This is a genomic window from Hymenobacter taeanensis, from assembly GCF_013137895.1.
GTDB classification, from domain to species: domain Bacteria; phylum Bacteroidota; class Bacteroidia; order Cytophagales; family Hymenobacteraceae; genus Hymenobacter; species Hymenobacter taeanensis.
The window spans coordinates 1,954,432-1,979,073 of record NZ_CP053538.1 but is presented as its reverse complement, the minus strand read 5'-3'; the positions used below and the strand labels follow the sequence as shown (position 1 = coordinate 1,979,073).

Here is a 24,642-nt window from a genome sequence, read left to right as displayed (position 1 = left end):
TTAAAGCTAGGCAGGAGCTTTACACATGTGAGCGAGTGGCCTAGCAACCAGTGCGTTCTATGCTGTAGGAAGGCCCTTGCTGTTGCATCAAAATGAGGTGCGGTAAAAGTGACAGTCTAGGCCACTTCCTTTCTTCACCTCGTCACTCCCTCACCTCATTACCTCATCACCGCTTCCCAGGCCGGCCTCTGATTACGTGCCAGATGGATTGCAGGAAGGGCCAGGGAGTAACGGAGTTCATCACCTGCAGATTCTCCAGCCAGGAAGTGCGCTCATCCAGAAAGTCAAAAATGCGTTCGGGAGGGTTGCGGCTGAATAGCTGCGCGAAGATGTCGCGGGTGTGCTCTCCGCAGCGCTGCATAATGTCGAGCAGCAGGGTATCGAAAAGATGGAACTGCCACTGGTCGCCGGTTGGGTGCTGGGGTGGCTGGCCAGTGCTGGCCAGTGCGGCCACCAACCGTGCCGAGTGGGCCTGAATACGCTTAAAGGCGTAACCTGTGCTGGGCTTGGCCCGCCCCGCACGAGTACCCAGGTGTATAACTCGCTCTCCGGCCGAGGCCGGGAACGGATGGTCGGTCATGGGAATAGCACCCACTTCTTCCGCCTTAATTCTGAAATTAGTTACACCCAGAGTGTCGCGCAGGTAGGTGCGCATGGCCTCTTCGTAGGCCTGTTTGGGTAGTAGCTCCGCCGAAAACAGGGTGTACTCTACCAGCGCCGTGCGTTTGCTGAAAGGCAACACGTACATAAACCGCGCCTCCTGGTATTGCGCGCCCCGGAAGTCCATAAACTCCGCCGTGGCCGGGTCAAACGCATCCACATCGGTTTCTACCTCCCACCCTACAAAGTGCTGCAACAGATACCGGTGCTTCTCAGGGCGGCGTTCCAGTTGCGGCGGGCGGCTATCAAAGCCGTAGTGGGCAGTAAACTCCCCGTTGGGGGTGGTGGCGCGCACGCCAGTACCCGGCAAGTCTTGCAGGTGGCCTACGGTGGTTTGCAGGAGCGTGAACTGTGGGCTGCTAGCCAAAGCGTTCCGCACAAACCGGTAAAAATCAAGCCCCCGGATCATCTTGTACCGGTGGCGCTTCAGCTCAAATATCTGTTCAAAATCAGGGCTTCGGAAAGCAATGTTGGCCCATTCGTAGGCCACTATCTCGTCGAACAGGCTTGGCTCATCGGCCCAGAACGACCAGGTACGGTCGTTGGTGTCTTTGGCCTCGGGCTCCAGCAGCAACACGCGCTTCTGGCGCAGCCGCGGCTCCTGGCTTATGTGGTAGGCCAGGCTGAGGCCAGCGGCCCCACCGCCCACAATCAGGTAGTCGAAATCAACGGATGCGGCCATGAGAAACAACGACCGAAAGGGCCGCCGCTGCAAGTTAAGACAGTACGCCAGACTTGGCTCACGGAACAGCTGGCGCGGAAAGAGCTTCGCAGTTGCTGGGCGAAGCGCCCGCCCAGCGTAACGCAAGAGCTACTTCGCAACTTTTCAGAGTGGCAGTTGTGGTGAGTACGGAAAGTGATGCTGTATAACTAGGGCAATAAGCCATTAGCAGCTGTGCTTTATACTCTACGAGCACTCACCCCTCATTTAGGAGCTTAAACGAAAAAGCCGCCGCTTCTCTGAAGAGAGAAAAGCGGCGGCTTTTTAGATGGCTAGGCTCAGCCAAACGGCTTAGAAGTTTGGCGAGAGCAGGTAACGGCTGTAGAACTCGTCGATAATTTTCACGGCGGCTTCTGCGTCATCTACAATCTGCACCAGCTCCATGTCTTCGGGCGAGATGTTGTGCTCTTCGTGCAGCATTACATCCTCAATCCACTTGAACAGGCCATTCCAATAGGCGGAGCCTACCAGCACAATGGGGAAACGACCAATTTTCTTGGTCTGAATCAGGGTAATTGCTTCAAATAGCTCATCCAGCGTGCCAAAGCCGCCGGGCATGCCAATGAAGCCCTGCGCGTACTTCACAAACATCACCTTACGCACAAAGAAGTAGTCGAAGTTGATGATTTTGTCAGGGTCGATGTAAATGTTATTGAACTGCTCGAAGGGCAGCTCAATGTTGAGGCCTACAGACCGGCCACCCTCCTTATGGGCACCTTTGTTACCGGCCTCCATAATACCAGGGCCACCGCCCGTGATAACGCCGTAACCGTGGCGCACCAGCTTAGCCGCAATTTCCTCGGCCATTTGGTAGTAAGGGTTCTCTGGCTTGGTACGAGCCGAGCCAAAGATGGACACGCAGGGTCCAATCTTGCTCATCTTCTCGAAGCCCTCCACAAACTCAGCCATTACTTTAAAGATCTGCCAGGAGTCGGCAATCTTTATCTCGTTCCAGTCCTTGTCAACAAAGGCTTGCCGAATGCGCTGCTCATCATCCACCTGCACGGTACGCTGGCCATGCGTTTGCTCACGGATATCACTAATGGTCTTAACCTTATTGTCGTTGATGTTGGGCTGCACGATGGTCTGGCCGCTGCCAGCATTCAGCACTTCATCGGCCACTTTAGTACGGCTGGTTTTTTTTAGCTTCGACATAGGAGCTACACGGGTAAAAAGGCACAGACAGCCGGCGACTGCACAAGCCGACGGCGGTGGGGATGGGCCTGCGCCAGGTAAAAAATTAGGAAAAAGGCAAAAAGAAGGCCGCCTCACGGAAGGAAGGCGACCAAAAGTAGCGACCGGCAAGTTAACAATTTGTTAACATTACGCTAGCCTGCATCATGAAATTGTTAGGTGACGGCTAGGCCAGTTCAGGTCATTTAACCCACCCATGGGCTGTGCCTTTGTATTCCGCAAACGCAGTTTCTATAACCGCGTAGCCAGCGCAAAGTTACTGCGCCCTGATGGCAATAACCGGATCGAGGTTTGATGCCAGTACGGCCGGAATAATGCCCGCCAGCACGCCAATAACCACCGATACGGTGAGACCGAGCGAGATATTACCGGGCGTCAGGAACAATGGTAGGCCTTCCTGCGGCACCAGGGTAATTAACCACACCAGCAGAATACCAGCCGCCCCGCCCAACAGGCACAGGAACACGGCCTCGAACAGAAACTGGAACAGGATGAAATAATTCTTAGCTCCTAATGACTTCTGAATGCCAATGATATTGGTGCGCTCCTTCACCGACACAAACATGATGTTGGCAATACCAAACCCGCCCACCAGCATGGCAAAGGAGCCAATAACAGCCCCCGCAATACCAATAACAGAAAAGAGCTTGGTAATAGCATTGGCCAGCATTTCAGGCCGGTTCAGGGCAAAGTTGTCTTCTTCCTGCGGCTTTAGGCCCCTGATGTTGCGCATCACGCCTTTCAGCTCGTACTCCAGGTCCAGCAAGCCCGGGTCGTCATCGGTGCCTTTGATGCCAATGCTGGGCGACACGCCGCCCTGGCCGTTAGCATTCAGGGCGAACATCTTGGTAAACATCCCAAAGGGAATCAGGCAGTTAGTATCGTTGCTGGGGGTATCCAGCAGCTTCTTGCCTTCCTTCTGCATTACGCCAATAATGACAAACTTCTGGCCGCGGGTTTTAAATTCCTTCCCCAGTGCCGAGCTGTTAGGGAACAGGCTCTCGGCTATTTCAGCGCCCACAATGGCCACGTTGCGGGCCGATTCAACCTCCTGAGGCGTGAAGTAGCGTCCTTCAGCAATAGGCACTTCCGACACCTTGTTAAACTCCAGGCTAACGCCTTGCAGGTTGCAGCCCTCCATACTATTGCTGCCTGCTTTAAACAGGTTGCCGCTGGTATTGGCGAAAATGGCTATGCCATTATTGTTGGGCCCCAGGCGGCGCTGCAACTCCCGAAACTCTCGCACCGTGGGTACGGGTCGGTTAAAATACTTCCACCAGGCAAAGTTAGACTCGAATACCCAAGGCCACTTGTTCACGTAAATTACCTTGTCGCCCACAAAATTCATACTCTGCCGGATGTTGGTTTCCAGCGAGTCGACGACCGTGAAAACGGCAATAATGGCAAAAATGCCCACCGTTACCCCGAGCAAGGACAGGATAGTGCGAAGCAAATTGGACTTGAGGGCTTGCCACGCGAAGCGGAAGCTTTCAAAGGTCAGGCGGAGTGCTTTCATGAGGGGCCGGGATGAGGCCGGAGTAGTAGCCGGAACCGTAAACGTATCAGTATAACCGATTAAGCAGTAGCTCAGTGGAGCGGGGCCTCACCTTTTCGGGCGAAAAGTAACGATTAATCCGGCTCGAATGACTACTTTTGCGGCTCAATTTTTTCATTAGGTTCCCCACCTATTGCCCTGTCTGGCCCATGAAACTGTCCGAGTTCAAATTTGACCTGCCTGAAAACTTACTGGCACAGCACCCGGCCAAAAACCGAGACGAATCTCGCCTGATGGTGTTGCACCGCGACAGCGGCAAGATTGAACACCGCGTATTCAAAGATATCATCGAGTACTTCGGCGAAGGCGATGTTTTCGTGGTAAACGACACGAAAGTATTCCCGGCCCGCCTGTATGGTAACAAAGAGAAAACCGGCGCCAAAATCGAGGTTTTCCTCCTGCGTGAGCTGAACAAAGAAATCCACTTGTGGGATGTGCTGGTTGACCCGGCCCGAAAAATTCGGGTAGGCAACAAGCTCTACTTCGGCGAAAGCGACATGGTAGCTGAAGTTATTGACAACACCACTTCGCGCGGCCGGACCATTAAATTCCTGTTTGATGGCTCTGATGAGGAGTTCTATAAGGCGCTGCACGACCTGGGCGAAACGCCCATTCCCAAGGAGTTCATCCCCCGCGAAACGGAAGCCGCCGACAAAGAGCGCTACCAGACTATTTATGCCAAGCATACAGGTGCCGTGGCCGCTCCTTCAGCGGGCCTGCACTTTACCCGCGAGGTAATGAAGCGCCTGGAAATCAAAGGAGTAGATGTGGTGCCGGTAACCCTGCACGTAGGTCTGGGCACCTTCCGCCCCGTAGATGTGGAAGACCTGACCAAGCACAAGATGGACTCGGAAAACTTTATCGTACCGGCAGACTCGGCGGCGGTAGTAAACCGGGCCCTGGACGCTAAGAAGCGCGTTTGCGCCATTGGCACTACCTCTATGCGCGCCATGGAGTCATCGGTATCAGCGCACTCCCGCCTGAAGCCCACGGAAGGCTGGACAGATAAGTTTATCTTCCCTCCGTATGACTTCAAAATCTCAAATGCGCTGCTCACCAACTTCCATACTCCGGAGAGCACGTTGATGATGATGGCCTCGGCTTTTGCTGGCCACGAACTCCTGATAGAGGCTTATCAGCTGGCTATCAAAGAGAAATACAAATTCTTCAGCTACGGCGACGCCATGCTGATTCTGTAAGGAATGCCGCAGTGGCCTAGCCTTAACCAGGCGTGGCTGCAGCAAAAACGCCGAATATCCTGTGGGTATTCGGCGTTTTGTATTTGCGGGCATGCGTACTTTACAGCTCTATCTATCCGCCGCCATGCCTGACTCGCCTGCTTCCCCCGGCCCTGCTTCTTCAGTAACTCCACGCTTTGCTATTCTGGTAGCCGGTGGCAGCGGTACCCGCATGGGGGCCGGGCGGCCCAAGCAGTTTCTGGAGTTGCTGGGTGAGCCCGTGTTACTGCATACTCTCCGGCGGTTCACAGAAGCCTCCCTGCGCGTGCAGGAATGCGTGGTGGTACTCCCCCCGGATCAGTTCGACAGCTGGCAGCAGCTCTGTGCTCAGCACCACGTAGCCATTGCGCACACCGTAGTAGCGGGCGGCCACTCCCGGTGGGCATCGGTACGTAACGGCCTTGCTCACTTGAAGAGCCATACAGCGGGTACAGTAGCGGTTCATGATGGGGTACGCCCCCTAGTGACGATTTCCGTTATTGAGGCCACATATGCCGCAGCAGAGGCCTATGGCGCCGCCGTGGCAGCCGTAGCCCCCAAAGACTCCGTGCGAAGCGTAAGCCAGCAGGGCTCCTTTGCCCTCGATCGTTCCCGCCTCCGGTTGGTGCAAACCCCGCAGTGCTTTGAGCTGCAGCTGCTACAACGGGCTTACCAGCTACCAGAGCTGACCACCTTCACCGATGATGCCAGCGTAGTAGAAGATCTGCACCCCATTCAGTTAGTGGCCGGCGACTATCGAAACCTGAAAATTACTACTCCAGAGGACTTAGTGCTTGCCGAGGCGCTACTCCAGGCTCCTTCGCACTAGGCCATATCCTGACTGCCTGCCTGCCCTAGGCCACTTCATAAACAAGCCCGCCAAGTGCGCCTGATTCTATCATGGAATCAGACACGCTTGGCGGGCTTATTATTTGTTTAAGCTAACAGCTACCGACCGCACCGAATAAGGTGAGTTTTGCCATTAATGGTGACGGAGGCGATATTATCGCAGGCCTGCGTGCCCGTGGGATCATAGTTAAGCAGGAGGGTCTGCTCCTTTGCGTTGATGAGGCGCACAGTGCCGGCTACAAACGTGCGGGCACAACCCAGCCGGAATTCCTTTATAAGTGGCTGCTCGATGGTAGCCGTGTAGCTGATGCCTTTGCGGTTGGTGCCGCTGGCCTGGCCGGTTACGGAGTAAGTATCATCAAGAATAGTGCGGGTAGCGCCGCCGGTCGTGCGAGTGTACTGGCGCTGCGATGACCAGGTGTGCGTGCCCGCGGTAGTGGTTACGCTGGCGTTCTGCACACTCAGCGCCCAAGAGCCATTGCCCAGATTGGTAATGGTACGCGTGCCGGTATGCAGATTATCGTTGCGGTAGTAGTCTACCAGTGAAATAGTAACGCTGGCCCCAGCCTGGCGATACGGGCCGGCGAATACAGCCACTACTTTGCCGCGGCGGGCTACTCCATTGGGACCTACACAGTTGGTAGGGCCAAAGTCGAGGGTGAGGGTGCGGGTAGCGGCGTTATAGGTCCGGGTGAAGCAGGAGCCGGCGAGGCGCACCAGATCTGAAGATTCTGTGGCCGGGCTGCTGGCTTCTGTAACATCAGCGGGCGAAGCTGCCTCCACAATATCCCCGAGCGCGGCATTCTCATCTTCTGCTACACTTTGGTCTTCCGCCGAAACGGTTGCGACCGAATCCGTTGGGTCGTTGCTTTTATCGCAGGAGGTGAAGGTTAGAAGGCTGCCTGCCAGCACTAGGCCAGTAAACAGCGAGAGGGTAGATCTTACCATGGGGAGCAAAGAGGTGAAGTGAGAGAGGTGAGAACGAATTTCGGGCCTTTGATTATAGCTAGTTAAGAAAGTTTAACCCACTATGGAACTTTTTTTGGAAACCCCTACCCCAACTCCAAACACAAGGGTGCGTATAGCCCAATTGCACTCTTCTTCCTACCCGGTAATTCATTGTCTATATGTCAGTTTCCCGCGTGTTGCTCCTGCTGCTCCTACCAGCCGCCTTTGCGTGCTCTTCCGGCGAAAGCAACAAAGACCCGGTAGCAGAAGCAAAGTTTCAGAATGAAAAGCGCATTGGCGATGAGGCAATTACCGAGAAGCAGTCGCGTGATGCTGAGTACGTGGTTAATTCAGCTAACCGCAACATGTTTGTGCGTGATGTGAGCCAGCTAGCGCAAACCAAGTCAGCATCGGCGGAGGTAAAAGCATTGGCTCAAAGCCTGGTAGCTGCTCACGCCGGCAGCCAGCAGAATCTGCAAACGCTGGCCGGGCAAAAAAGCATTGTACTCCCTACTGGCCTAGGCGGCGACTTGGCTACATCACTAGGCCAGGTAGCAGCCCTTAACGGCGCCTCCTTCGATCAGAAATACACTGACCTGCTGATTGATGTTCATAAAAAAGCAGTTGATGAAACCGATGATATGCGCGACGACGCCTACGACGGCGACATTCGGCAGTACGCCAACCAGCAGCTACCCGTGCTGAAACAGCATTTGGAAGCGGCGGAACAACTACAGGACAAACTCAAAAAATAATCCTCTCTCCTACTCCATTTACTTAACCAACCTATATGAAACTGCGCATTCTTTCCATTCTTTCTCTTTTTGCGGCTCTCACATTCAGCAGCTGCGGCAATGCCGAGCAACGCACCGACGGCACTGCCGGCACTGCCGTAACCAACATGGACTCAGCCGCCGCTGATGGCGGTGTGAAAGCCGATGCAGTTGTGATTGACAACAACGCTGGCCCTACCATAACCGCCGACGCTGACTCCGCCGAGGCCGCTGCCAAGTAGCTCTGACCCGACATACCCCCCACGGCCTGCTTAGGCCTTGGCTGTTTGCCCGCTTTCTACCACTCCCCTCAACTTTTTTTCCATGAAACGCACTCTTCTTTCCCTGGTCTGTTCTGCGGCACTTCTTGCCGGCACTACTGCGTGTAACTCTCAAGACTCAGTTAAACAGGCTGAGGAAACGAATGAGGCGAAGAACGAAACTGCCACTCCCAATTCGGAAATGGGTGACGTAACGGAAAACAGTAAAAACTTTGACTCGGAGTTTATGGCGAAAGCCGCCAGCGGTGGCATGCTGGAGGTACAGCTAGGCCAGGCGGTGGCCGCAAAAGCAACCACTGCCGAAGCCCGGGAATTTGCCAATAAGATGGTAGAAGACCACACCAAAGCAAATGCTGAACTCAAGGCTTTGGCGGCTAAGAAGAATATCACGCTCCCCACCACTCTCGGCGACGATCATCAGAAGGTGATGAAAGATGTTACGGAGGAGCAAGGGGTAGCCATGGATAAAGAATACCTGAAGGAGATGACCAAAGACCACCAAGAAGACGTGAATGAATTCACGGAAGCTTCAGTGAAGGCGTCTGACCCGGAGATTAAAGCATTTGCTGCCAAGCAGGTGCCCATACTACAGCACCACCTAGAAATGGCGCAAAAAATGAGCGCTGCCGTAGAGGCCCGGAAGTAAGCTGTTATTCCTTTTTTATTCCCCATCCAACCAACCTTCCTACAAACTATGAAACGCACTCTGCTAAGTATGGCCGTAGCTGCCCTTATGGCTACCACTGCCTGCTCCACCAACGACTCTACCACGGGCACTACGGATGCTACCTCGGCACCCGCTAATGATGCCATGGGCACCACCAACACCGATTCTGCGGGGGCTAATACCAACACCGCTATGCCTACCGATACTAGTATGGCTGGAGGCTCGACTATGGCAGACCCTAATGGCCCCACCGCTCCTCACGCTACCGATGCTGAGTTCATGAAGTCGGCGGCGGCCAGCGACCAAAACGAGATTCAGCTGAGCAAGCTGGCCCTAGAAAAAGGTGTGACGGGCATGGTGAAAGACCACGCCAACATGATGATTACGGACCACACCAAGTCAACGGCTGATCTGAAGACCATTGCCGAAAAGAAGAACGTGACCCTGCCGGCCGATATGGACGCCGAGCATAAGGCCATTGCCGCTGATATGCGCAAGCTCTCGGGTAAGGAATTCGAGACCAAGTACGTGCAGCAAATGAAGATGGACCACCAAAAGACGCTTAACACGTTGGCTGCTGCTCAGCAAATGACCAAAGACACAGAAGTGCAGGGCTTCATTGCTAAGGTTACACCCGTAGTTGAATCCCACCTGAAGATGTTCAGCAGCATGTAAGCATAGCCTTATAGCTGGTATCTACTGATACTACCTATCCTTGAAAAGCTGCTTCCTTCATTGGAGGCAGCTTTTTTTAATTTCTATGGCAAGAGCCAAGAATTCAGGTAGCAGTGTTTTAGGTACCGAATTCTTCCGTGGCTACCGTTCAAAAGCACCTACTGTTAACGTGCTTAGGATATTAAATGCGTATCGCCCAGCCCTTGGCTACCAATAGATTACCCAGCGAAGAGTTCCGCAACCGTTTGCGGGCACCAAGCTACTCAGCAGGTGCCGCTACCCATTGCACGGTATAGGTTTCGCAGGGTGAGGCAGAGAGGTTCATGCGGAACTCTTTCTGGCGCACGGCTTTTCCAACAAAGTCGCCCTGCAACACAAAACGTAGTAAGCCCCCGCTGGAAGCGTCTTGTACTACGCCTTGCACCTTCCCGTCTTGTATCTCGAAAATTTCCTGAGGCCCAATAGTACGCTTGGCCTGCTTGCCTGAGCAGTTCCAAAACCCATCAAACGTTAAGCTCGATAGATGTTTGCCATCGGCAGATACCTCAAAATTGATCTTGTTCTCCTGCTGTCCGATATTGGCAGTGCCAGTCCAATGGGTGCCTTTGGGAGGGGCAGTGAGTATTGCAACGGTCAGGAGGGCGGGAAAAAGCAGAACCTTCATAGTGGGAATGTTATAGAGCAAGCCCTTAACATACAAAAATCCTGTACACAGCGCAAAATATATTAAGATTGCGCTATGTACAGGATTCTAGTTTTCTAAACAGGGTCAGCTAGTTATATATTACTCTACGCTGCTTTTTCTGTCTTGCCAGCAGGCTCCGTGGCATACTTACTGGTGCGAAGCTCTTCGGCCAGGAAGCGGCTGGTATGCCCCTTGCCCGACTTGGCCACCTGCTCCGGTGTGCCTTGCGCCACAATGGTACCACCGCCCGCGCCACCTTCCGGCCCGATGTCGATGATGTGGTCGGCCACCTTAATCAGGTCGAGGTTATGCTCAATGATGAGCACTGTGTTGCCTTTGTCGGCAAGCTTCTGGAGCACGTCGGCGAGATGGTTGATGTCCTCGAAGTGTAGGCCAGTAGTGGGCTCGTCGAGAATGTAGAAGGTCTTGCCGGTGTCCTTCTTGCTGAGTTCGGTAGCCAGTTTCACGCGCTGGGCTTCGCCACCTGAGAGCGTGGTGGCCTGCTGGCCTAGCGTGAGGTAGCCGAGGCCTACTTCGTTCAGGGTCTGAATTTTGCGCAGGATGCGGGGCTGAAACTCAAAGAACTCCACGGCTTTCTCCACCGTCATGTCGAGCACGTCGGTGATGGACTTGCCTTTAAAGCGCACTTCCAGCGTTTCGCGGTTGTAGCGGCGGCCTTTGCAGGTTTCGCAGGGCACGTGCACATCGGGCAGGAAGTTCATCTCGATAGTGCGCATGCCGGCCCCCTCGCAGGTTTCGCAGCGCCCCCCCTTTACGTTGAACGAGAAACGGCCTGGTCCGTAGCCCCGAATCTTTGCTTCTGGCAACGAGGAGAACAGCTGGCGAATCTCGGTGAACACGCCGGTATACGTAGCCGGGTTGGAGCGCGGCGTACGGCCAATTGGCGACTGGTCTACTTCAATCACCTTATCAATAAATTCCAAGCCTTCAACCTTGTCGTAGGCCAGTGGCTCGCGCTTGGCGTTGAAGAAGTGCTGGTTCAGAATAGGGTACAGCGTATCGTGGATGAGCGACGATTTGCCCGAGCCTGATACGCCCGTTACGGCAATGAGCTTACCCAGCGGAAACTTGGCCGTGACGTTTTTGAGGTTGTGCCCTTTGGCACCCTTCAGCACTAGCTCGTTGCCTTCGCCGGTACGCTTTTTCTTGCGTAGCTCAATGTGTTTCTGCCCACTCAGGTACTGCGAAGTGAGGCTGCCCGAAGAGAAGATTTCGGTAGGTGAGCCTTCTGCCACAATATGGCCGCCGTGGATGCCGGCCCCGGGGCCAATGTCCAGCACGTGGTCGGCGTGCATGATCATGTCCTTGTCGTGCTCCACTACAATCACGGAGTTGCCCAGGTCGCGCAGGTGCTGCAGGGCCTTAATCAGGCGCTCATTGTCGCGCTGGTGTAGGCCAATGCTGGGCTCGTCCATAATGTAGAGCACTCCCACCAGCTGGGTACCGATTTGAGTAGCGAGGCGGATGCGCTGGCTTTCGCCGCCCGAGAGGGTGCGCACGGAGCGGTGCAGGTTCAGGTAGTCGAGGCCTACTTCCAGCAGAAAGCCAATGCGCTTGCGAATCTCCTTCAGCAGCTCGCGCGCAATCAGATTCTGGCGGTCCGTGAGGCGGTCCTCCAGGCCTTCAAACCAACCGGCCAGGTCGCTCAAATCCATCACCGAGAGCTCCCCAATGTGCTTATCGGCAATCTTGAAGTGCAACGACTCCTTTTTGAGGCGGTAGCCGTGGCACTCGGGGCACTCCTGGGCCTGGGTGTACTGCTGAATCCACTCCCGGATGTTCTCCGAGTCGGACTCCATCTGGCGCTGCAGGAAGGGAATGATGCCCTCGAACGGCTCGGTATAGTTTGGCTTTTTGGGGTCGGCGTCCTCGTCCTCAGGCACACCATAAAGCAGGCGTTGCACCAAGTCTTCGGGCAGCTTTTCGATGGGCGTGCTGAGGCTGGCCTTGTTCTTTTTCAGGATGAGGCCTAGCTGCTGGAAAATCCAGATGTCGCGGTACTCGCCCAAGGGCGCAATGCCGCCGCGGCTCACGCTCAGCTTCTTATCCGGCATCACCGAGTCTTCGGTGATTTCCTGCACCTCACCTAAGCCATTGCAAACGGGGCAAGCGCCGTAGGGTGAGTTGAAGGAAAAGGTGTTCGGCGCCGGGTCGTCGTAGGCGATGCCGGTGGTGGGGTCCATGAGGAAGCGCGAGAAGAACTGCGTCTTCTTAGCTTCGTTTTTCTCGTCGGGGGCCAGCACCAGCATGGTGCCTTTGCCGTGGGTGAGGGCATTCTGCGCCGAGCCCGACAGGCGGAACCGGTCCTCCTCCTTCACCACCAAGCGGTCAATCACAATCTCAATATCGTGGATCTTGTAGCGGTCCACCTGCATCTTGGGCGTAATGTCTAGCAGCTCGCCATCAACTCGCACCTTCGTGAAGCCCAGCTTGGCAATCTGCTGAAACAGCTCGCGGTAATGGCCCTTGCGGCCTTTTACTACCGGCGCCAGCACTACCAGCTTCTTGTCGTTATAATGCTTGAGAATGTAGTTGATGATCTGGTCGTCGCTCTGCCGGATCATCTTCTTGCCCGTAGCATAGCTGAACGCCTCGGCGGTGCGGGCGTAAAACAGGCGTAGGAAGTCGTAAATCTCGGTGATAGTGCCCACGGTGGAGCGGGGGTTGCGCGAGGTAGTTTTCTGCTCGATGCTGATAACCGGCGACAGACCCTCAATCTTATCCACATCGGGGCGCTCTAGGCCACCCATGAAGCTGCGAGCATAGGCCGAGAAAGTCTCCATATAGCGGCGCTGGCCCTCGGCGTAAATGGTATCGAAGGCCAACGACGACTTGCCCGAGCCTGAAATGCCAGTGAATACCACCAGCCGGCCGCGCGGAATCTTGATGGAAACGTTTTTGAGGTTGTGCTCCCGGGCACCGTATACTTCAATGAAGGGCGCCTCCATATCGGCGGCATGCTGGCCTAGCTGGCCCTGCACCAAGGATGGCAGCACGCCCGGCAGCGCAGTAGCCGCAGAGGCCACTATGGTTTCTGAAATCTGCTCAGATCGGGGCGTGGAGGCTATAGCTGCCTGCTGCGCACCTTTGGCAGTTGTTAGGTCGGGCTGGGGTGCCCCTTTCTTCGCCGCTTTTGGAGCTGGCGCAACGGCTTTGGAAGCAGCTGGTTTGGCCGGGCGGTCAGCTTTAGGAGCTACTTGGGTTTTAGAAGCAGCCGAAGTGGAAGAACTAGAAGCGGCAGTTGTTTTTTTGGCCATGCAACAGCGAAGCGGATAAGTCTGCAAAGGTACGCAAAACGCGCCCCGATGGCTACCCTCCCCTGCGTATTTGCCAAGCGCATTAGCGACTTCACATGCCTGTTTCAGCAACGGGCACAGCAGAGGATAGACGGCCTATAACAATGCAAGGAGCGAAAATGTCCCACCCGCTCAGAAGTTCTTCCGGGGGTTGCTAAAAACTTGAGGCAGCGGGTCACTTTTTTAAACTATGGTGCTGTTTTTGCGTCAGATAGATATCTCCCTTTTGTTCTTCTTTGCTCATGAAACTATTGCTTAAATCTGCTTTCCTGCTGGCGCTGGGCCTGCTGGTTTATACCGAGCCCGCTCAGGCTCAGGTGCAAATTCAGGTGGGTATCAACCAGCCGTACTGGGGCCCACCGGTGCCCCAGGGTGTGCAGTATTACTACATACCGGAAATTGACGGCTACTATGACCTGTACAGTCAGTCGTACCTGTTTTTTGACCCCGTGTACGGCGCTTGGGTAAGCTCCCCCGTATTGCCGCGCGCCTACGCCTCCTACGACCCACGCTTTTTCCACCCGGTGGTTATTCAGTATGTGGGCCGCCAGCCCTGGGGCTACCTGCGCGACCACCGCGCCTATTGCAACAATTGGGGCGTTTTACCGGGTCGCTACTATGGCGCCAACTGGCCGGGCCGAGGCTACTATGCAGTACCTCCCCGTGGGGGCTACTACGGCAACCGCCCTTACAACCAAGGTGGCTATGCCAGCGGCAACTACCACAACGACCGTGGCGGTTACTATGGTAATGGCCGCAACGATAACCGGGGCGGATACGACCGCAACGACAACCGAGGTGGTTATGACAACCGTGGCAACGATAACCGGGGCGGGTACGACCGCAACGACAATTGGGGTAATGGTAACCGGGGCAGTGGCTTCGACCGCAACGACAACCGCGGCAGCCAAGCCAGCCAGGGTGCTCCCAGCGGCGGCCGTGGCAGAGGCCGGGTGAATTAATACCTGGTTATTGTTGAACATGAAAGGCTCTTCTTCGGAAGGGCCTTTTTGTTTCACGCCAATGGGGTTGCCAGGTCTATTCTGCTCTCCCTCCAGAATAAGTAGCTACTTTTCGGTGGGTTTGCTGACTGGTACTTTCTATGATGTTTGTGGTTGTGTTCTGCTTGCGGCGTGGCTAATTTTTCTTTCCTGACGGGCAAGCGACGCGTATTGGGGGGCTTGCTGCTGTTGCTGCTGTTGCCCGCTATTCAGACGTGGCTCAACATCAAGATTTTCCGCACCAGTCCGCTGGCGGGTTACTCTGAACCTGCCCCCCGCCCCCCTCTTAGCTGGCAGAGCCTGCGCAACAACACCTACCAGCCGGCCCTGGAGCGCTACCTCACGGAGCACATTGGCTTTCATGATGCCTTGATTCGGCCGCGCAACCAGGTGGCCTACAGCTTGTTTAACCAAGCCCGGGCCCATGGTGTAGTAATGGGAAAGCGCAACACCCTGTTTGAGGAGGCCCCCATACTGGCTTACCTGGGCCGCGATACCGTGCCTGCGGCGGAAATACGGGCCAACGTGCAGCGGTTTCGGGTGGTGCAGGATACGCTGGCGCGACGTGGCAAGCTCCTGGTGTTCGTAATAGCCCCCAGCAAAGCGGCCATCTATCCCGAGCTTCTTCCGGCCGCCTACCAACAGCAACGGCCGCACCGCTCCAACTATGACCGCTACGCCACGAGCATGCGGGAAGCGGGCCTGAACGTGCTGGACTTCGGGGCGCTGTTTCGGCAGTGGAAAGACACCAGCTCTTACCCCCTGTTTGCGCGGGGCGGCATTCACTGGAGCGGCTATGGTCTCACGCTGGCCGCCGATACCCTCTTCCCTTACCTGGAGCAGCATACCCACCTCAATCTGCCCGACTTCCGGCGCACTGGCCTAGAAGTCACCACCTCCCCGCGCCACCCCGATGGTGACATGGTTAGGGCCCTCAACCTGCTTTGGGCCCCGCCCTCTTTCCCAATGGGCTACCCCATGGTGCAGTTTCAGCCGCTGCAGCCCGGGCAGCGCCGCCCCCGCCTGCTGGTAGTAGGAGACAGTTTTGTGTGGAATTTTATTGAGCAGTACCCTTACCTGGATTCACTGTTCGCGCCCGATTCGCGCTTCTGGTACTACAACCAGGTGGTGGTCTGGCGCAAGCAGCATGATCAGCTAACCGGCGAAACCAACGTAGCCCAGCTCGACCGCAAAGCCGAGCTACTGCGGTTTGACATTGTGTTGGTACTGTTCAATGAGCACAACCTGAAGGTGTTTGATCAAGGATTCAGCCAGGATGCTTTGCGGGCGTTTGGCGGGCATTAATGGCTCCAAGCACCTTTCCGGTAAGCCCGTGCGTAAGCGCTCTTGCCAGTTTGGCCCTGTTCTTGTCTTCTGCCTCTCCTCCTCCCAACCTTTTGCCCTTGCTCCTATGAAACTCCTCACCAAACTTACCCTGACTGGCCTACTAGGTGCGGCCTTGGCTACTGCTCCGGCCCAGGCCCAGGTAACTATCAACGTCAACCCACCCTCCTGGGGCCCCTCTACCCCGGCCGGCACGCAGTATTACTACATCCCCGAAACGCAGAGCTACTATGACCTGCGGGCCCAGCGCTACATTGTTCCTCAGAATGGGCAGTGGGTGCGCGTAGCCAATGTGCAAGGCTACGATCCGCGCAGCTTCCACCCGGTAGTGCTGGACTACCGCGGCTCACAGCCATGGGAGCAGTACAACCGTCACCGCGAGATTTACTTGCCCCCAGGCCAGGTGAAGCGCCTGCAAAGCGGCAAAGGCCTCCCTCCCGGCCAGGCTAAAAAGGTGTATGGTGGCAACCCCGGTAACTCGGGCCACCCCGGAAACAGTAATGGTAAAGGCCACGGTAAAGGCAAGCACTAAGCCTGGTTCCATTATGCAAAAAGCCGCCCCTCTTAGCACTGCTGAAAGGGGCGGCTTTTTTACGCTGGTATAGCTGGGGCTGGTGGGCCGCCCTGTATTTTCGCCGGGCCTTCCGTATCTGCGCCCCATGGTATTCAGTAGTTCGCTGTTTCTCTTCTATTTTCTGCCCGGTTTTCTGCTGCTGTACCTGCTGGCGCCTACTCGCCTCAAAAACGCAGTGGCGCTGGTGGCCAGCCTGTTGTTCTATGCCTGGGGTGGGCTCAACTTTCTGGCGCTGTTTCTGGCCTCGGTGGTGCTTAACTTCTCTCTTATCAGGCTAATGGATGCGGCAGTTGACTGGCAGAAGCGCATCTACCTGACAGTTAGCATCCTGCTCAATGTGGGCATGCTCTTTTACTTCAAATACGCCAACTTCTTTCTGGAGAACCTGAGCGAGGTAAAATCGGCGGTGGGTGGTGAGGCCCTGCACTGGCGGCAGGTGGTACTGCCCATTGGTATTTCCTTTTTCACCTTCGAGAAGCTTACTTACTCCATTGATGTATACCGAGGCGTAAATAAGCCCCTGCGCAGCTTCTGGGACTTCCTGCTCTACATTATGCTCTTCCCGAAGATGATTGCCGGGCCCATTGTGCGCTTCCAAGAAATTGCGGGGCAGCTGCAAGACCGCTCCGCCTTCGATACCGTGGATCAGAAACTGGCGGGCCTGTTCCGATTTGGTCTGGGCCTGGCCAAAAAAGTACTCATTGCCAATGCCCTAGGCCAGGAGGCCGACCGAATTTTCGGGCTGGCTCCCGCTGATGTTTCGGCGCCGCTGGCGTGGCTGGGTGCCGTGGCCTACACCTTCCAGATCTACTTCGACTTCTCCGGCTACTCCGATATGGCCATTGGCCTGGGCCGCCTCATGGGCTTCCAGTTTCCGGAGAACTTCAACAACCCCTATATCTCTCGTTCCATCACGGAGTTCTGGCAGCGCTGGCACATCACGCTCGGGCGCTGGATGCGCGACTACCTCTACATTCCGCTTGGGGGGAACCGCGTGAAGCCTGCCCGGCTCTACCTCAACCTCTGGACGGTGTTTCTGCTCTCGGGCTTCTGGCACGGCGCGGCCTGGAACTTCATTGCCTGGGGTGCCTACCACGGACTGTTCCTGATCCTCGACCGTCTGTTTCTGCTGCGCCTTTCGCGCCGGCTGGGCGTGCTGAGCATCGTGCCCACCTTCCTGATTACAATGGTGGGTTGGGTGCTCTTTCGGGCCGAAAGCTTAAGCGCGGCCCTAACCTTTATCGGCCGTATGTTCTCGGCAGAGTGGCCTAGGGTTCTACCCGACCTCTCCCGGGAGTTCTGGGCGACGCTAGGTTTAGCTAGTGTTTGTGCATTTATGGCAGCCTTGCCACCCGTAGAGCGCTGGGAGATGAACTGGCTGACGGCTGAACCAATGCCGCTACGGCGCGCCGTGGGGCTCGGCCTGCTCACGGCAGTATTACTGGTACTAAGCGCGAGCTACGTGATTAGTGGCTCATTCAACCCCTTCATTTACTTCCGCTTCTAAGCCCATGGCGCCACCTGCTCCAGCAGCTTGCTCCAGCTGATTTTCTTGCGGGCTGCGGTGGGGGTGGGCATGCGGTCCTGCTGGAGCAAGGCCTCAATACAGATCATGTCGTCGTCGCGGTTCATGGCGGCGGCGGCCACTATGCGGTTGTTGAGGGAGTAGAGGGCCAGGAAATCGAGGCGACGCACGTCGCCGTGAAAAATGATTTCGTCCCAGCCGCTGGCGTGGCCGGCGTAGCGCAAACTTTTGCCGTACTGCTGGGTCCAGAAAAAGGGCACGGCGGTAAATGCCTCCTGCCGGCCCAGCATGTTGCGGGCGGCGCAAGCGCCTTGCTGCTGCGCCATGCGCCAGTGCTCAATGCGGTGTTGGCCTAGGCCACCGGTTAGCGGGAACATGGCTACATCACCGGCGGCGTAGATGTGTTCGGCCGCGCACAAGTTAGCATCTACGCGTAGGCCACCATCCTTCTCCAGGTCCAGCACTTCCGCCAGAAAATCGGTGGCGGGCCGCACGCCTACGCCCAGCACTACTACATCGGCGGGGAGGCGCTGCCCCGACTCTAGCCGTACAGCCACTACCCGCCCGTTCTCACCCTCCAGCGCGGCTACGGCAGCTTCTGACTTGAAGCGTACGCCCTGGCGGCGGTGTAGATTTCGGAATGCCCGGCCAATTTTCGGCCCTAAGATTCGCTCAAATGGCTCGGCTTCCTGGGCTACTACGGTAACATGCCGTTGCTCATTCGTGAGGCTGGCGGCAGCTTCCATCCCAATAAAGCTTGCGCCAATGATAACGATACGCTGGGCACCGCTGGCGGCCTGGCGCAGGGCGGTGGCATCTTCGACGGTTCGTAGGGGCAGTACGCCCTCCAGTTCGCGCCCCGGCAATTTGGGCAGCAGATTGGGCTGGCTGCCGGGGGCCAGCAACAAGGCATCATACCGCAGTGTTTCCTGGCTGCTGAGCTGTAGCTCCTGCTTATGCTGGTTCAGGCCCGTGACGCGGGCCGGTTCTACCTCAATTTGGTGTTCAGCATAGAACTCGGGCTTGCGTAGCGGCAGCCCAGTTTTATCGGTTTTACCAGCCAAGAAACCCTTACTCAGTTTGGTACGGTCGTAGGGTGGCTCTTCTTGGCCCGTAACCAGTACTATGCGGCCCCCGAAACCCTCGGTGCGCAGGGTTTGCGCCGCAAACTGCCCGGCCGCTCCGCCACCTACCAGCACAAAAGTCCGCGTATCAGGTGCGGCGGCGTGCGGTGGTGGTGCCTCGCCGCCTACCAGGGCCGTGGGGGTTTTCTCCGGACTATCTGCTGAAGCCGCTGGCTTGCGTGGCACCTGCACCCACACTCTGCCATCCGCTACTCGCACGGGGTAGCTGGGCAACTTATCTAGGGCCGGTGGCTGGCACAAGTGCCCATCCGTCACCTGGAAACAGGCATGGTGCCAGGGGCACACCAGCTGGTCGTTTACAATACGCCCCTTTTCCAGCGGCGCCCCGTAGTGCGGACAGTGCGCCGCCAGCGCCAGGTATTGCCCTTGGCGGCGGATCAAGAGCACTTCGGTGTCCTGGGCCGTGAAGGTGCGCATGTCACCATCTTGTAGGGCGTCGGCGGGGGCCAAGTCAATTTCAGGAGGCATTGTTGGAACGGTTGAGGTTAGCGCAGTTTTGCCAACGCGCGGAAGCAAAACCGGGTTGTGCCCTCTCTGCGTAATTCTGTTTCCTACCTCTTATCCAGCTGACCTTTATTCTATTATATGCTCATGCCTCGCGCCTACACGCTTCCATATTCTGATTTGTCGGCGGAGCTGCAGCAGCTGTTACCTGCTGACCATTGCTGCGTGCTGGTTTACCGCATGCCGGGTACCTCCGCCGAGTTTAGTGTGCGCAGCAATGTGCTAGGCCTGTTACGCCGCGGTAAAGTTGACTTTCTGTGCTTAGAGGAAGGCTGGGAACTGCGACTCGATTGGCTAGTGGCCGTGAATGGGCACCGCCTGGCGGCCTAGGCCTGTCCTTGACCGCAACTTCTGCGTAAATACGTTTAACCACTTACTTTAACCTGCTATGTCTACGCCCGCCTACACGCCCATCAGCTGCTCCTTCTACGACGAGCTCGAAGCCCGCGCCACCACCGGCCAGCCCTGCACCCTCACCTACCGCACCGAGCCCGACACTCCACCCAGCACCTACCACGGCACCATCCAGGACCTGTTCATCAAAGACAAGGTAGAATACCTGCGCCTCGCCGACGGCTTTGAGCTGCGCCTAGATGCGCTGGTAGCTGTTGATGATAAGGAAATGCGGAATTACTGCTAGCCAACTTCTTTAAATAATGATTCACGTCATCTTCAGCGAAGCGGAGGGCCTTATTTGTCAAAAAAGACTGGCCTAGAATGTCTCGTTAATGCCTGACAAGATTCGTTGCTTTGACAGAGTGCTAGGCGTCAGATTATACTCAAATGGAAAACGGCAGCCCCACTGGGAGCTGCCGTTTTCTATACAAATTCGGTCAATCCGAAAAATCCGTCTAAATCCGTGGCTTAAAACTCCGCGCTTTTGGGGAAGCGGGGGAAGGGGATTACGTCGCGGATGTTGGCCATGCCGGTTACGAACAGGATGAGGCGCTCGAAGCCCAGACCGAAGCCGGAGTGGGGCGCGGTGCCGTACTTGCGCAGCTCTAGGTACCACCACAGATCATGCTCGGGCACGTTCATTTCGGCCATGCGCTGGGTGAGTTTCTCCAGGCTTTCCTCGCGCTCCGAGCCACCGATGATTTCGCCGATGCCCGGGAACAGCACGTCCATGGCGCGCACGGTTTTGCCGTCGTCGTTGAGCTTCATGTAGAAGGCCTTGATATCCTTGGGGTAGTTGGTCAGGATAACCGGCTTCTTGAAGTGCTTCTCTACTAGGTAGCGCTCATGCTCGCTCTGCAGGTCGGTGCCCCAATCCACGGGGAATTCGAACTTCTGCTTCGCAGTCTTCAGAATTTCTACCGCCTCGGTGTAGTTTAGGCGCTGGAACTCATTGTCCACCACAAACTGCAGGCGCGTGAGCAATTCCTTATCGTACTGCTCATTGAGGAACTTGAGGTCGTCCTGGCAGTTCTTGAGGGCGTAGCGCACCAGGTAGCGAAGGAAATCCTCAGCCAGGTCCATGTTGTCCTGCAGGTCGTTGAAGGCCACTTCGGGCTCAATCATCCAGAACTCCGCCAGGTGGCGGGCCGTGTTGGAGTTTTCAGCCCGGAACGTGGGGCCGAAGGTGTACACCTTGCCCAGCGCCATAGCCGCAATTTCGCCCTCAAGCTGCCCCGATACGGTCAGGTTGGTTTGCTTACCGAAGAAGTCCTGCTTGTAATCTACGCCGGTCTTGTCCTCCGTGAGAGGTGGGTTCTGGTCGGGCAGCGTGGTTACGCGGAACATCTGGCCGGCACCCTCAGCATCCGAGCCCGTGATAATGGGCGTATGCACGTAGTAGAAGCCGTGGTCGTTGAAGTACTGGTGTACCGCAAAGGCCATGGCGTGCCGTATGCGCAGCACCGCCCCGAAGGTGTTGGTGCGGGGGCGCAGGTGGGCAATTTCGCGCAGGAACTCCAGCGAGTGGCCTTTCTTCTGGAGCGGGTAGGTTTCCGTATCGGCCTTACCGTACACCGAAATCTCCGAGGCCTGAATCTCCACCGACTGCCCTTTGCCCTGCGAAGCCACCAGCTGACCGCGTACTTGCACGGCAGCACCATTTTCCACGCCGTCGGCCTTCAGCTTTTCCTCGGGGAACTGCTCGGCATTGGCTACCACCTGAATGGAATTAAAGCCGGAGCCGTCATTCACGGCGATAAACTGCACGTATTTGTTGCCGCGGCGGGTGCGTACCCAGCCGCGTACCAGCACTTCGCGGTCCAGCTCGGTGCTATGGAGCAAGTCCTGCACGCTGGATCTTCTAAGGTCGGACATCGGGACTCTGTGTTCTCAGGGTTAAAACTTTATTAAGAGCAAAGGTAAACGATTTGCAGGCCGAAAATTGCCCTTTCTTGCGTAGTCTGTACTTCGCCTATAGGGGCGGAGCGGCCTAGGCCACTGTTTGCACAGCTATTCATGCTAGCCTAGGCCACTCTAACCAACCTGAACAATATGTTGAGCGTAGGTCAAAACGGGAAGCTTGTCCCAACATTTTCGGCCCAACTCAAGTACAGAAAGGCCTATATTTGGCCACACCACCCCGTTTCCAAACCGGCGGGGCGTACGCGTTTTTAGAGTATGCAACGACTGGACATGAAGCAGCTTCTCTCGCAGAAGCTGTCACCCCAACAGATACAATTTATTAAGCTGCTGCAGATTCCGACGGCAGAGCTGGAAGCCCGCATCAAAGAAGAGCTGGAAGTAAACCCGGCCCTGGAGGAAGGCGACGACAACGAGGAGTACGAGGAGGAGGAGCGCTCCGATGACAGCGACGACGAGGACTACGACGACCCCGACTCGGAGTTTGATAACGACGATAACACGCTCGACGAGGACTTCCGCGACGAGCAGGGCGAAGAGCAGCCCGAGATAGAAATCCCAGTTAAGGATGAGGAGCCCACCGACACGAAGGAATCGTCTTCGGAAGAGGACCTCGACCTGAGCGACTACCTCAACGACGACGAAATAGCCGGCTACAAAATGCAGGGCGACGGCCCCGGCGAGGATGAGGACGACCGGGAAATGCCCCTGGCCGATACCAGCGGCTCGCTCATCGACAGCCTGCTGGACCAGTTGGGCTTCGCCAGCCTCGATGAAAAGCAGGAAGCCATCGGCCGCCAGCTCATCGGCTCCATCGACGGCGACGGCTACATCCGCCGCGACCTGTCGGCCATTGCCAACGACCTGGCTTTCTCGCAGAACATTGAGGCTACGGTGCCCGAGGTAGAGGCCGTGCTGCACGTGGTGCAGTCGTTTGACCCCGCCGGAATTGGTGCCCGCGACCTGCAGGAGTGCCTGCTGCTGCAACTAGAGCGCCGCCCGCAGGATGATATTACTGAGCACGCCGAGCGCATCCTAAACGAGACCTTCGACGAGTTTACCAAGAAGCACTACCAGCGCATTCAGCAGCGCCTTGACCTGGAAGACGAGGAAATTAAGGAAGCTATTGCCCTGATTCTGAAGCTCAACCCCAAGCCCGGCGGCACTGGCCCCGTAGGTATGGGCAAAGTGCAGTACATCATCCCCGACTTTATCCTAACCCACGACAACGGCCAGTTCAACCTGACGCTCAACTCCCGCAACGCTCCTGATTTGCGCGTGTCGCCGGCCTACACCGAGATGTTTCAGGCCTATGACAAGGCCTCGAAGAAGGACAAGAAGATGAAGGAGGCCGTGACCTTTGTAAAGCAGAAGCTTGACTCGGCCCGGTGGTTTATTGATGCCATTCGGCAGCGCCAGAATACCCTCCTGCGCACCATGGACTCCATTGTGCGCTACCAGCGCGACTTCTTCCAGGACGGCGACGAAAGCAAGCTGCGCCCCATGATCTTAAAGGATATTGCCACCGAAATTGGGATGGACATTTCCACGGTGAGCCGGGTCGCCAACTCAAAATCGGTGCAGACGGAGTTTGGCATTTACCCCCTGAAGTACTTCTTCTCCGAAGGCATTGCCACTGACTCGGGTGAGGACGCCAGCAGCCGCGAGGTGAAGCATATCCTGAAAGAAATCATCGAAGGCGAAAAGAAAGACCGCCCCCTCTCCGATGATAAGCTGGAGAAAATGCTTAACGCCCGTGGCTACAATATTGCCCGCCGCACGGTGGCTAAGTACCGCGAGCAGCTGAATATTCCGGTGGCCCGCCTCCGGAAAGAGCTCTAGGCCAGTATTACCAGGCCTGCTCTACTTCATAAGAAGTCAGAACCTCCTGCCGCATGTAACAGTGGCAGGAGGTTCTGTTTTAAAATTGGTTGGCTCATTCCTCGGCGGCCTAGGCCACTGGCTACAGCTGCGGAGGGGCTACCGCTGCTTTTACTATATCTTCGCTCTTCGCTTTTTCAGTTAAAGGGTGTCGCGTGGCCTAGCCGTGGCACTGTCAGTGGTGTTTCATCCGCTGCTGGTGCCGTCTTACTTGTACTATGTAGTTTGCTACCAGCTGCCCAGCGTGGTGCTGCGCCCACTATGGCCTGAGCGGTGGTTTGTACTGGGCACCGTGGTGCTGTTCACGTTTGTGCTGCCCACGCTTAGCTCAGTAGTGCTGCTACGCTTTAGGCTGCTTGATTCTCTGGAGATGAATGTACGCCGCCAGCGGGCCTGGCCGTTGCTGCTGGCTACCAGCAGCTTTGCTATGGCGGCCGTGCTGTTATGCCGCTCTCGGTTTTTTGATGCCCTGCTTGGGCAGATGATGGTAGGCATGACCCTGGCTGTGGGGCTCACGTTTCTTATTACGCTGCGCTGGAAAATATCGGCGCATGGTATGGGTATGGGTGGGGCGTTAGGCCTGTTTGCGCTGCTCTACCTGGGTGGCACAGCCGGCGACACGACTCTATGGTGGCTGGTAGGCACCGTGCTGGTGGCAGGGGCCGTGCTAAGTGCCCGTCTGGCACTAAATGCCCACACTGTGGCGCAAGTGTGGGCTGGCCTAGGCTTGGGGCTGGGGCTAGTGCTGGGCTTGGGCGCCGGACTGGCTGCTGGTTAAGCCCTTCTGAATACGTATCTTTCTGCTTGCAC

The 24,642-nt window shown here is 56.4% G+C and carries 22 protein-coding genes; 14 read left to right on the top strand and 8 right to left on the bottom strand.

Annotated features, from left to right (window positions below; genetic code table 11):
- Positions 1-166: 166 nt before the first annotated feature.
- From HMJ29_RS08450 to HMJ29_RS08440, 3 genes are all read right to left on the bottom strand, one after another.
- A complete protein-coding gene (locus HMJ29_RS08450; protein WP_171591059.1) occupies positions 167-1,342 on the bottom strand; it encodes a lycopene cyclase family protein in 1,176 nt (391 codons plus the stop codon).
- 330 nt (positions 1,343-1,672) lie between these two features.
- The gene (locus HMJ29_RS08445; protein ID WP_171591058.1) at positions 1,673-2,536 is read right to left on the bottom strand and encodes an LOG family protein; all 864 of its coding nucleotides are present in this window, start codon (positions 2,534-2,536) and stop codon (positions 1,673-1,675) included.
- A gap of 295 nt (positions 2,537-2,831) precedes the next feature.
- Positions 2,832-4,091, bottom strand: coding sequence for an ABC transporter permease (locus HMJ29_RS08440; protein ID WP_171591057.1), 1,260 nt, complete (start codon positions 4,089-4,091; stop codon positions 2,832-2,834).
- Between the two features lie 188 nt (positions 4,092-4,279).
- On the opposite strand from HMJ29_RS08440, the gene queA reads away from it, so the two are divergent.
- Both queA and HMJ29_RS08430 read left to right on the top strand, forming a co-directional pair.
- A complete protein-coding gene (gene queA, locus HMJ29_RS08435) occupies positions 4,280-5,329 on the top strand; it encodes a tRNA preQ1(34) S-adenosylmethionine ribosyltransferase-isomerase QueA (RefSeq protein ID WP_135532359.1) in 1,050 nt (349 codons plus the stop codon).
- A gap of 91 nt (positions 5,330-5,420) precedes the next feature.
- Positions 5,421-6,176, top strand: coding sequence for a 2-C-methyl-D-erythritol 4-phosphate cytidylyltransferase (locus tag HMJ29_RS08430; protein WP_244678884.1), 756 nt, complete (start codon positions 5,421-5,423; stop codon positions 6,174-6,176).
- A gap of 119 nt (positions 6,177-6,295) precedes the next feature.
- Here HMJ29_RS08430 and HMJ29_RS08425 read toward each other — a convergent pair whose 3' ends face one another.
- Complete coding sequence (locus HMJ29_RS08425; RefSeq protein ID WP_171591056.1) at positions 6,296-7,144, bottom strand: hypothetical protein; 849 nt, start codon at positions 7,142-7,144, stop codon at positions 6,296-6,298.
- A 179-nt stretch (positions 7,145-7,323) separates the two neighbouring features.
- On the opposite strand from HMJ29_RS08425, the gene HMJ29_RS08420 reads away from it, so the two are divergent.
- From HMJ29_RS08420 to HMJ29_RS08405, 4 genes are all read left to right on the top strand, one after another.
- Positions 7,324-7,899 (top strand): DUF4142 domain-containing protein, encoded by a 576-nt coding sequence (locus HMJ29_RS08420; protein WP_171591055.1) that lies wholly within the window; start codon positions 7,324-7,326, stop codon positions 7,897-7,899.
- Between the two features lie 35 nt (positions 7,900-7,934).
- Complete coding sequence (locus HMJ29_RS08415; RefSeq protein ID WP_171591054.1) at positions 7,935-8,159, top strand: hypothetical protein; 225 nt, start codon at positions 7,935-7,937, stop codon at positions 8,157-8,159.
- A gap of 82 nt (positions 8,160-8,241) precedes the next feature.
- A complete protein-coding gene (locus HMJ29_RS08410; RefSeq protein WP_171591053.1) occupies positions 8,242-8,844 on the top strand; it encodes a DUF4142 domain-containing protein in 603 nt (200 codons plus the stop codon).
- A 48-nt stretch (positions 8,845-8,892) separates the two neighbouring features.
- Entirely contained in the window at positions 8,893-9,540 is a 648-nt protein-coding gene (locus tag HMJ29_RS08405) for a DUF4142 domain-containing protein (RefSeq protein ID WP_171591052.1), read from the top strand.
- 259 nt (positions 9,541-9,799) lie between these two features.
- On the opposite strand, the gene HMJ29_RS08400 is transcribed toward HMJ29_RS08405, so the two are convergent.
- Entirely contained in the window at positions 9,800-10,204 is a 405-nt protein-coding gene (locus HMJ29_RS08400; protein ID WP_171591051.1) for a hypothetical protein, read from the bottom strand.
- A gap of 125 nt (positions 10,205-10,329) precedes the next feature.
- Positions 10,330-13,194 carry an excinuclease ABC subunit UvrA gene (gene uvrA, locus HMJ29_RS08395; protein WP_171593289.1) on the bottom strand — a complete coding sequence of 955 codons (2,865 nt, stop codon included), beginning with the start codon at positions 13,192-13,194 and terminating at the stop codon, positions 10,330-10,332.
- A 590-nt stretch (positions 13,195-13,784) separates the two neighbouring features.
- On the opposite strand from uvrA, the gene HMJ29_RS08390 reads away from it, so the two are divergent.
- The 4 genes from HMJ29_RS08390 (at position 13,785) to HMJ29_RS08375 (ending at position 17,968) form a co-directional block, all read left to right on the top strand.
- Complete coding sequence (locus HMJ29_RS08390; RefSeq protein WP_171591050.1) at positions 13,785-14,504, top strand: hypothetical protein; 720 nt, start codon at positions 13,785-13,787, stop codon at positions 14,502-14,504.
- 171 nt (positions 14,505-14,675) lie between these two features.
- Positions 14,676-15,848 (top strand): alginate O-acetyltransferase AlgX-related protein, encoded by a 1,173-nt coding sequence (locus tag HMJ29_RS08385; RefSeq protein WP_171591049.1) that lies wholly within the window; start codon positions 14,676-14,678, stop codon positions 15,846-15,848.
- Positions 15,849-15,954: 106 nt separating this feature from the next.
- Complete coding sequence (locus HMJ29_RS08380) at positions 15,955-16,419, top strand: hypothetical protein (protein ID WP_171591048.1); 465 nt, start codon at positions 15,955-15,957, stop codon at positions 16,417-16,419.
- Between the two features lie 127 nt (positions 16,420-16,546).
- Entirely contained in the window at positions 16,547-17,968 is a 1,422-nt protein-coding gene (locus HMJ29_RS08375; protein ID WP_171591047.1) for an MBOAT family O-acyltransferase, read from the top strand.
- On the opposite strand, the gene HMJ29_RS08370 is transcribed toward HMJ29_RS08375, so the two are convergent.
- A complete protein-coding gene (locus HMJ29_RS08370; protein WP_171591046.1) occupies positions 17,965-19,599 on the bottom strand; it encodes an FAD-dependent oxidoreductase in 1,635 nt (544 codons plus the stop codon). The two genes, HMJ29_RS08375 and HMJ29_RS08370, sit on opposite strands and share 4 nt — an antisense overlap.
- A 117-nt stretch (positions 19,600-19,716) precedes the next feature.
- Between HMJ29_RS08370 and HMJ29_RS08365 the strand changes: the two genes are divergently transcribed.
- Both HMJ29_RS08365 and HMJ29_RS08360 read left to right on the top strand, forming a co-directional pair.
- Complete coding sequence (locus HMJ29_RS08365; RefSeq protein WP_171591045.1) at positions 19,717-19,965, top strand: hypothetical protein; 249 nt, start codon at positions 19,717-19,719, stop codon at positions 19,963-19,965.
- 58 nt (positions 19,966-20,023) lie between these two features.
- Entirely contained in the window at positions 20,024-20,275 is a 252-nt protein-coding gene (locus tag HMJ29_RS08360; RefSeq protein ID WP_135435790.1) for a hypothetical protein, read from the top strand.
- 224 nt (positions 20,276-20,499) lie between these two features.
- Here HMJ29_RS08360 and asnS read toward each other — a convergent pair whose 3' ends face one another.
- The gene (gene asnS, locus HMJ29_RS08355) at positions 20,500-21,906 is read right to left on the bottom strand and encodes an asparagine--tRNA ligase (RefSeq protein ID WP_171591044.1); all 1,407 of its coding nucleotides are present in this window, start codon (positions 21,904-21,906) and stop codon (positions 20,500-20,502) included.
- Positions 21,907-22,209: 303 nt separating this feature from the next.
- On the opposite strand from asnS, the gene rpoN reads away from it, so the two are divergent.
- Both rpoN and HMJ29_RS08345 read left to right on the top strand, forming a co-directional pair.
- A complete protein-coding gene (gene rpoN / locus HMJ29_RS08350) occupies positions 22,210-23,793 on the top strand; it encodes an RNA polymerase factor sigma-54 (RefSeq protein ID WP_171591043.1) in 1,584 nt (527 codons plus the stop codon).
- A gap of 187 nt (positions 23,794-23,980) precedes the next feature.
- Positions 23,981-24,610, top strand: coding sequence for a hypothetical protein (locus tag HMJ29_RS08345; RefSeq protein WP_171591042.1), 630 nt, complete (start codon positions 23,981-23,983; stop codon positions 24,608-24,610).
- Positions 24,611-24,642 lie beyond the last annotated feature (32 nt).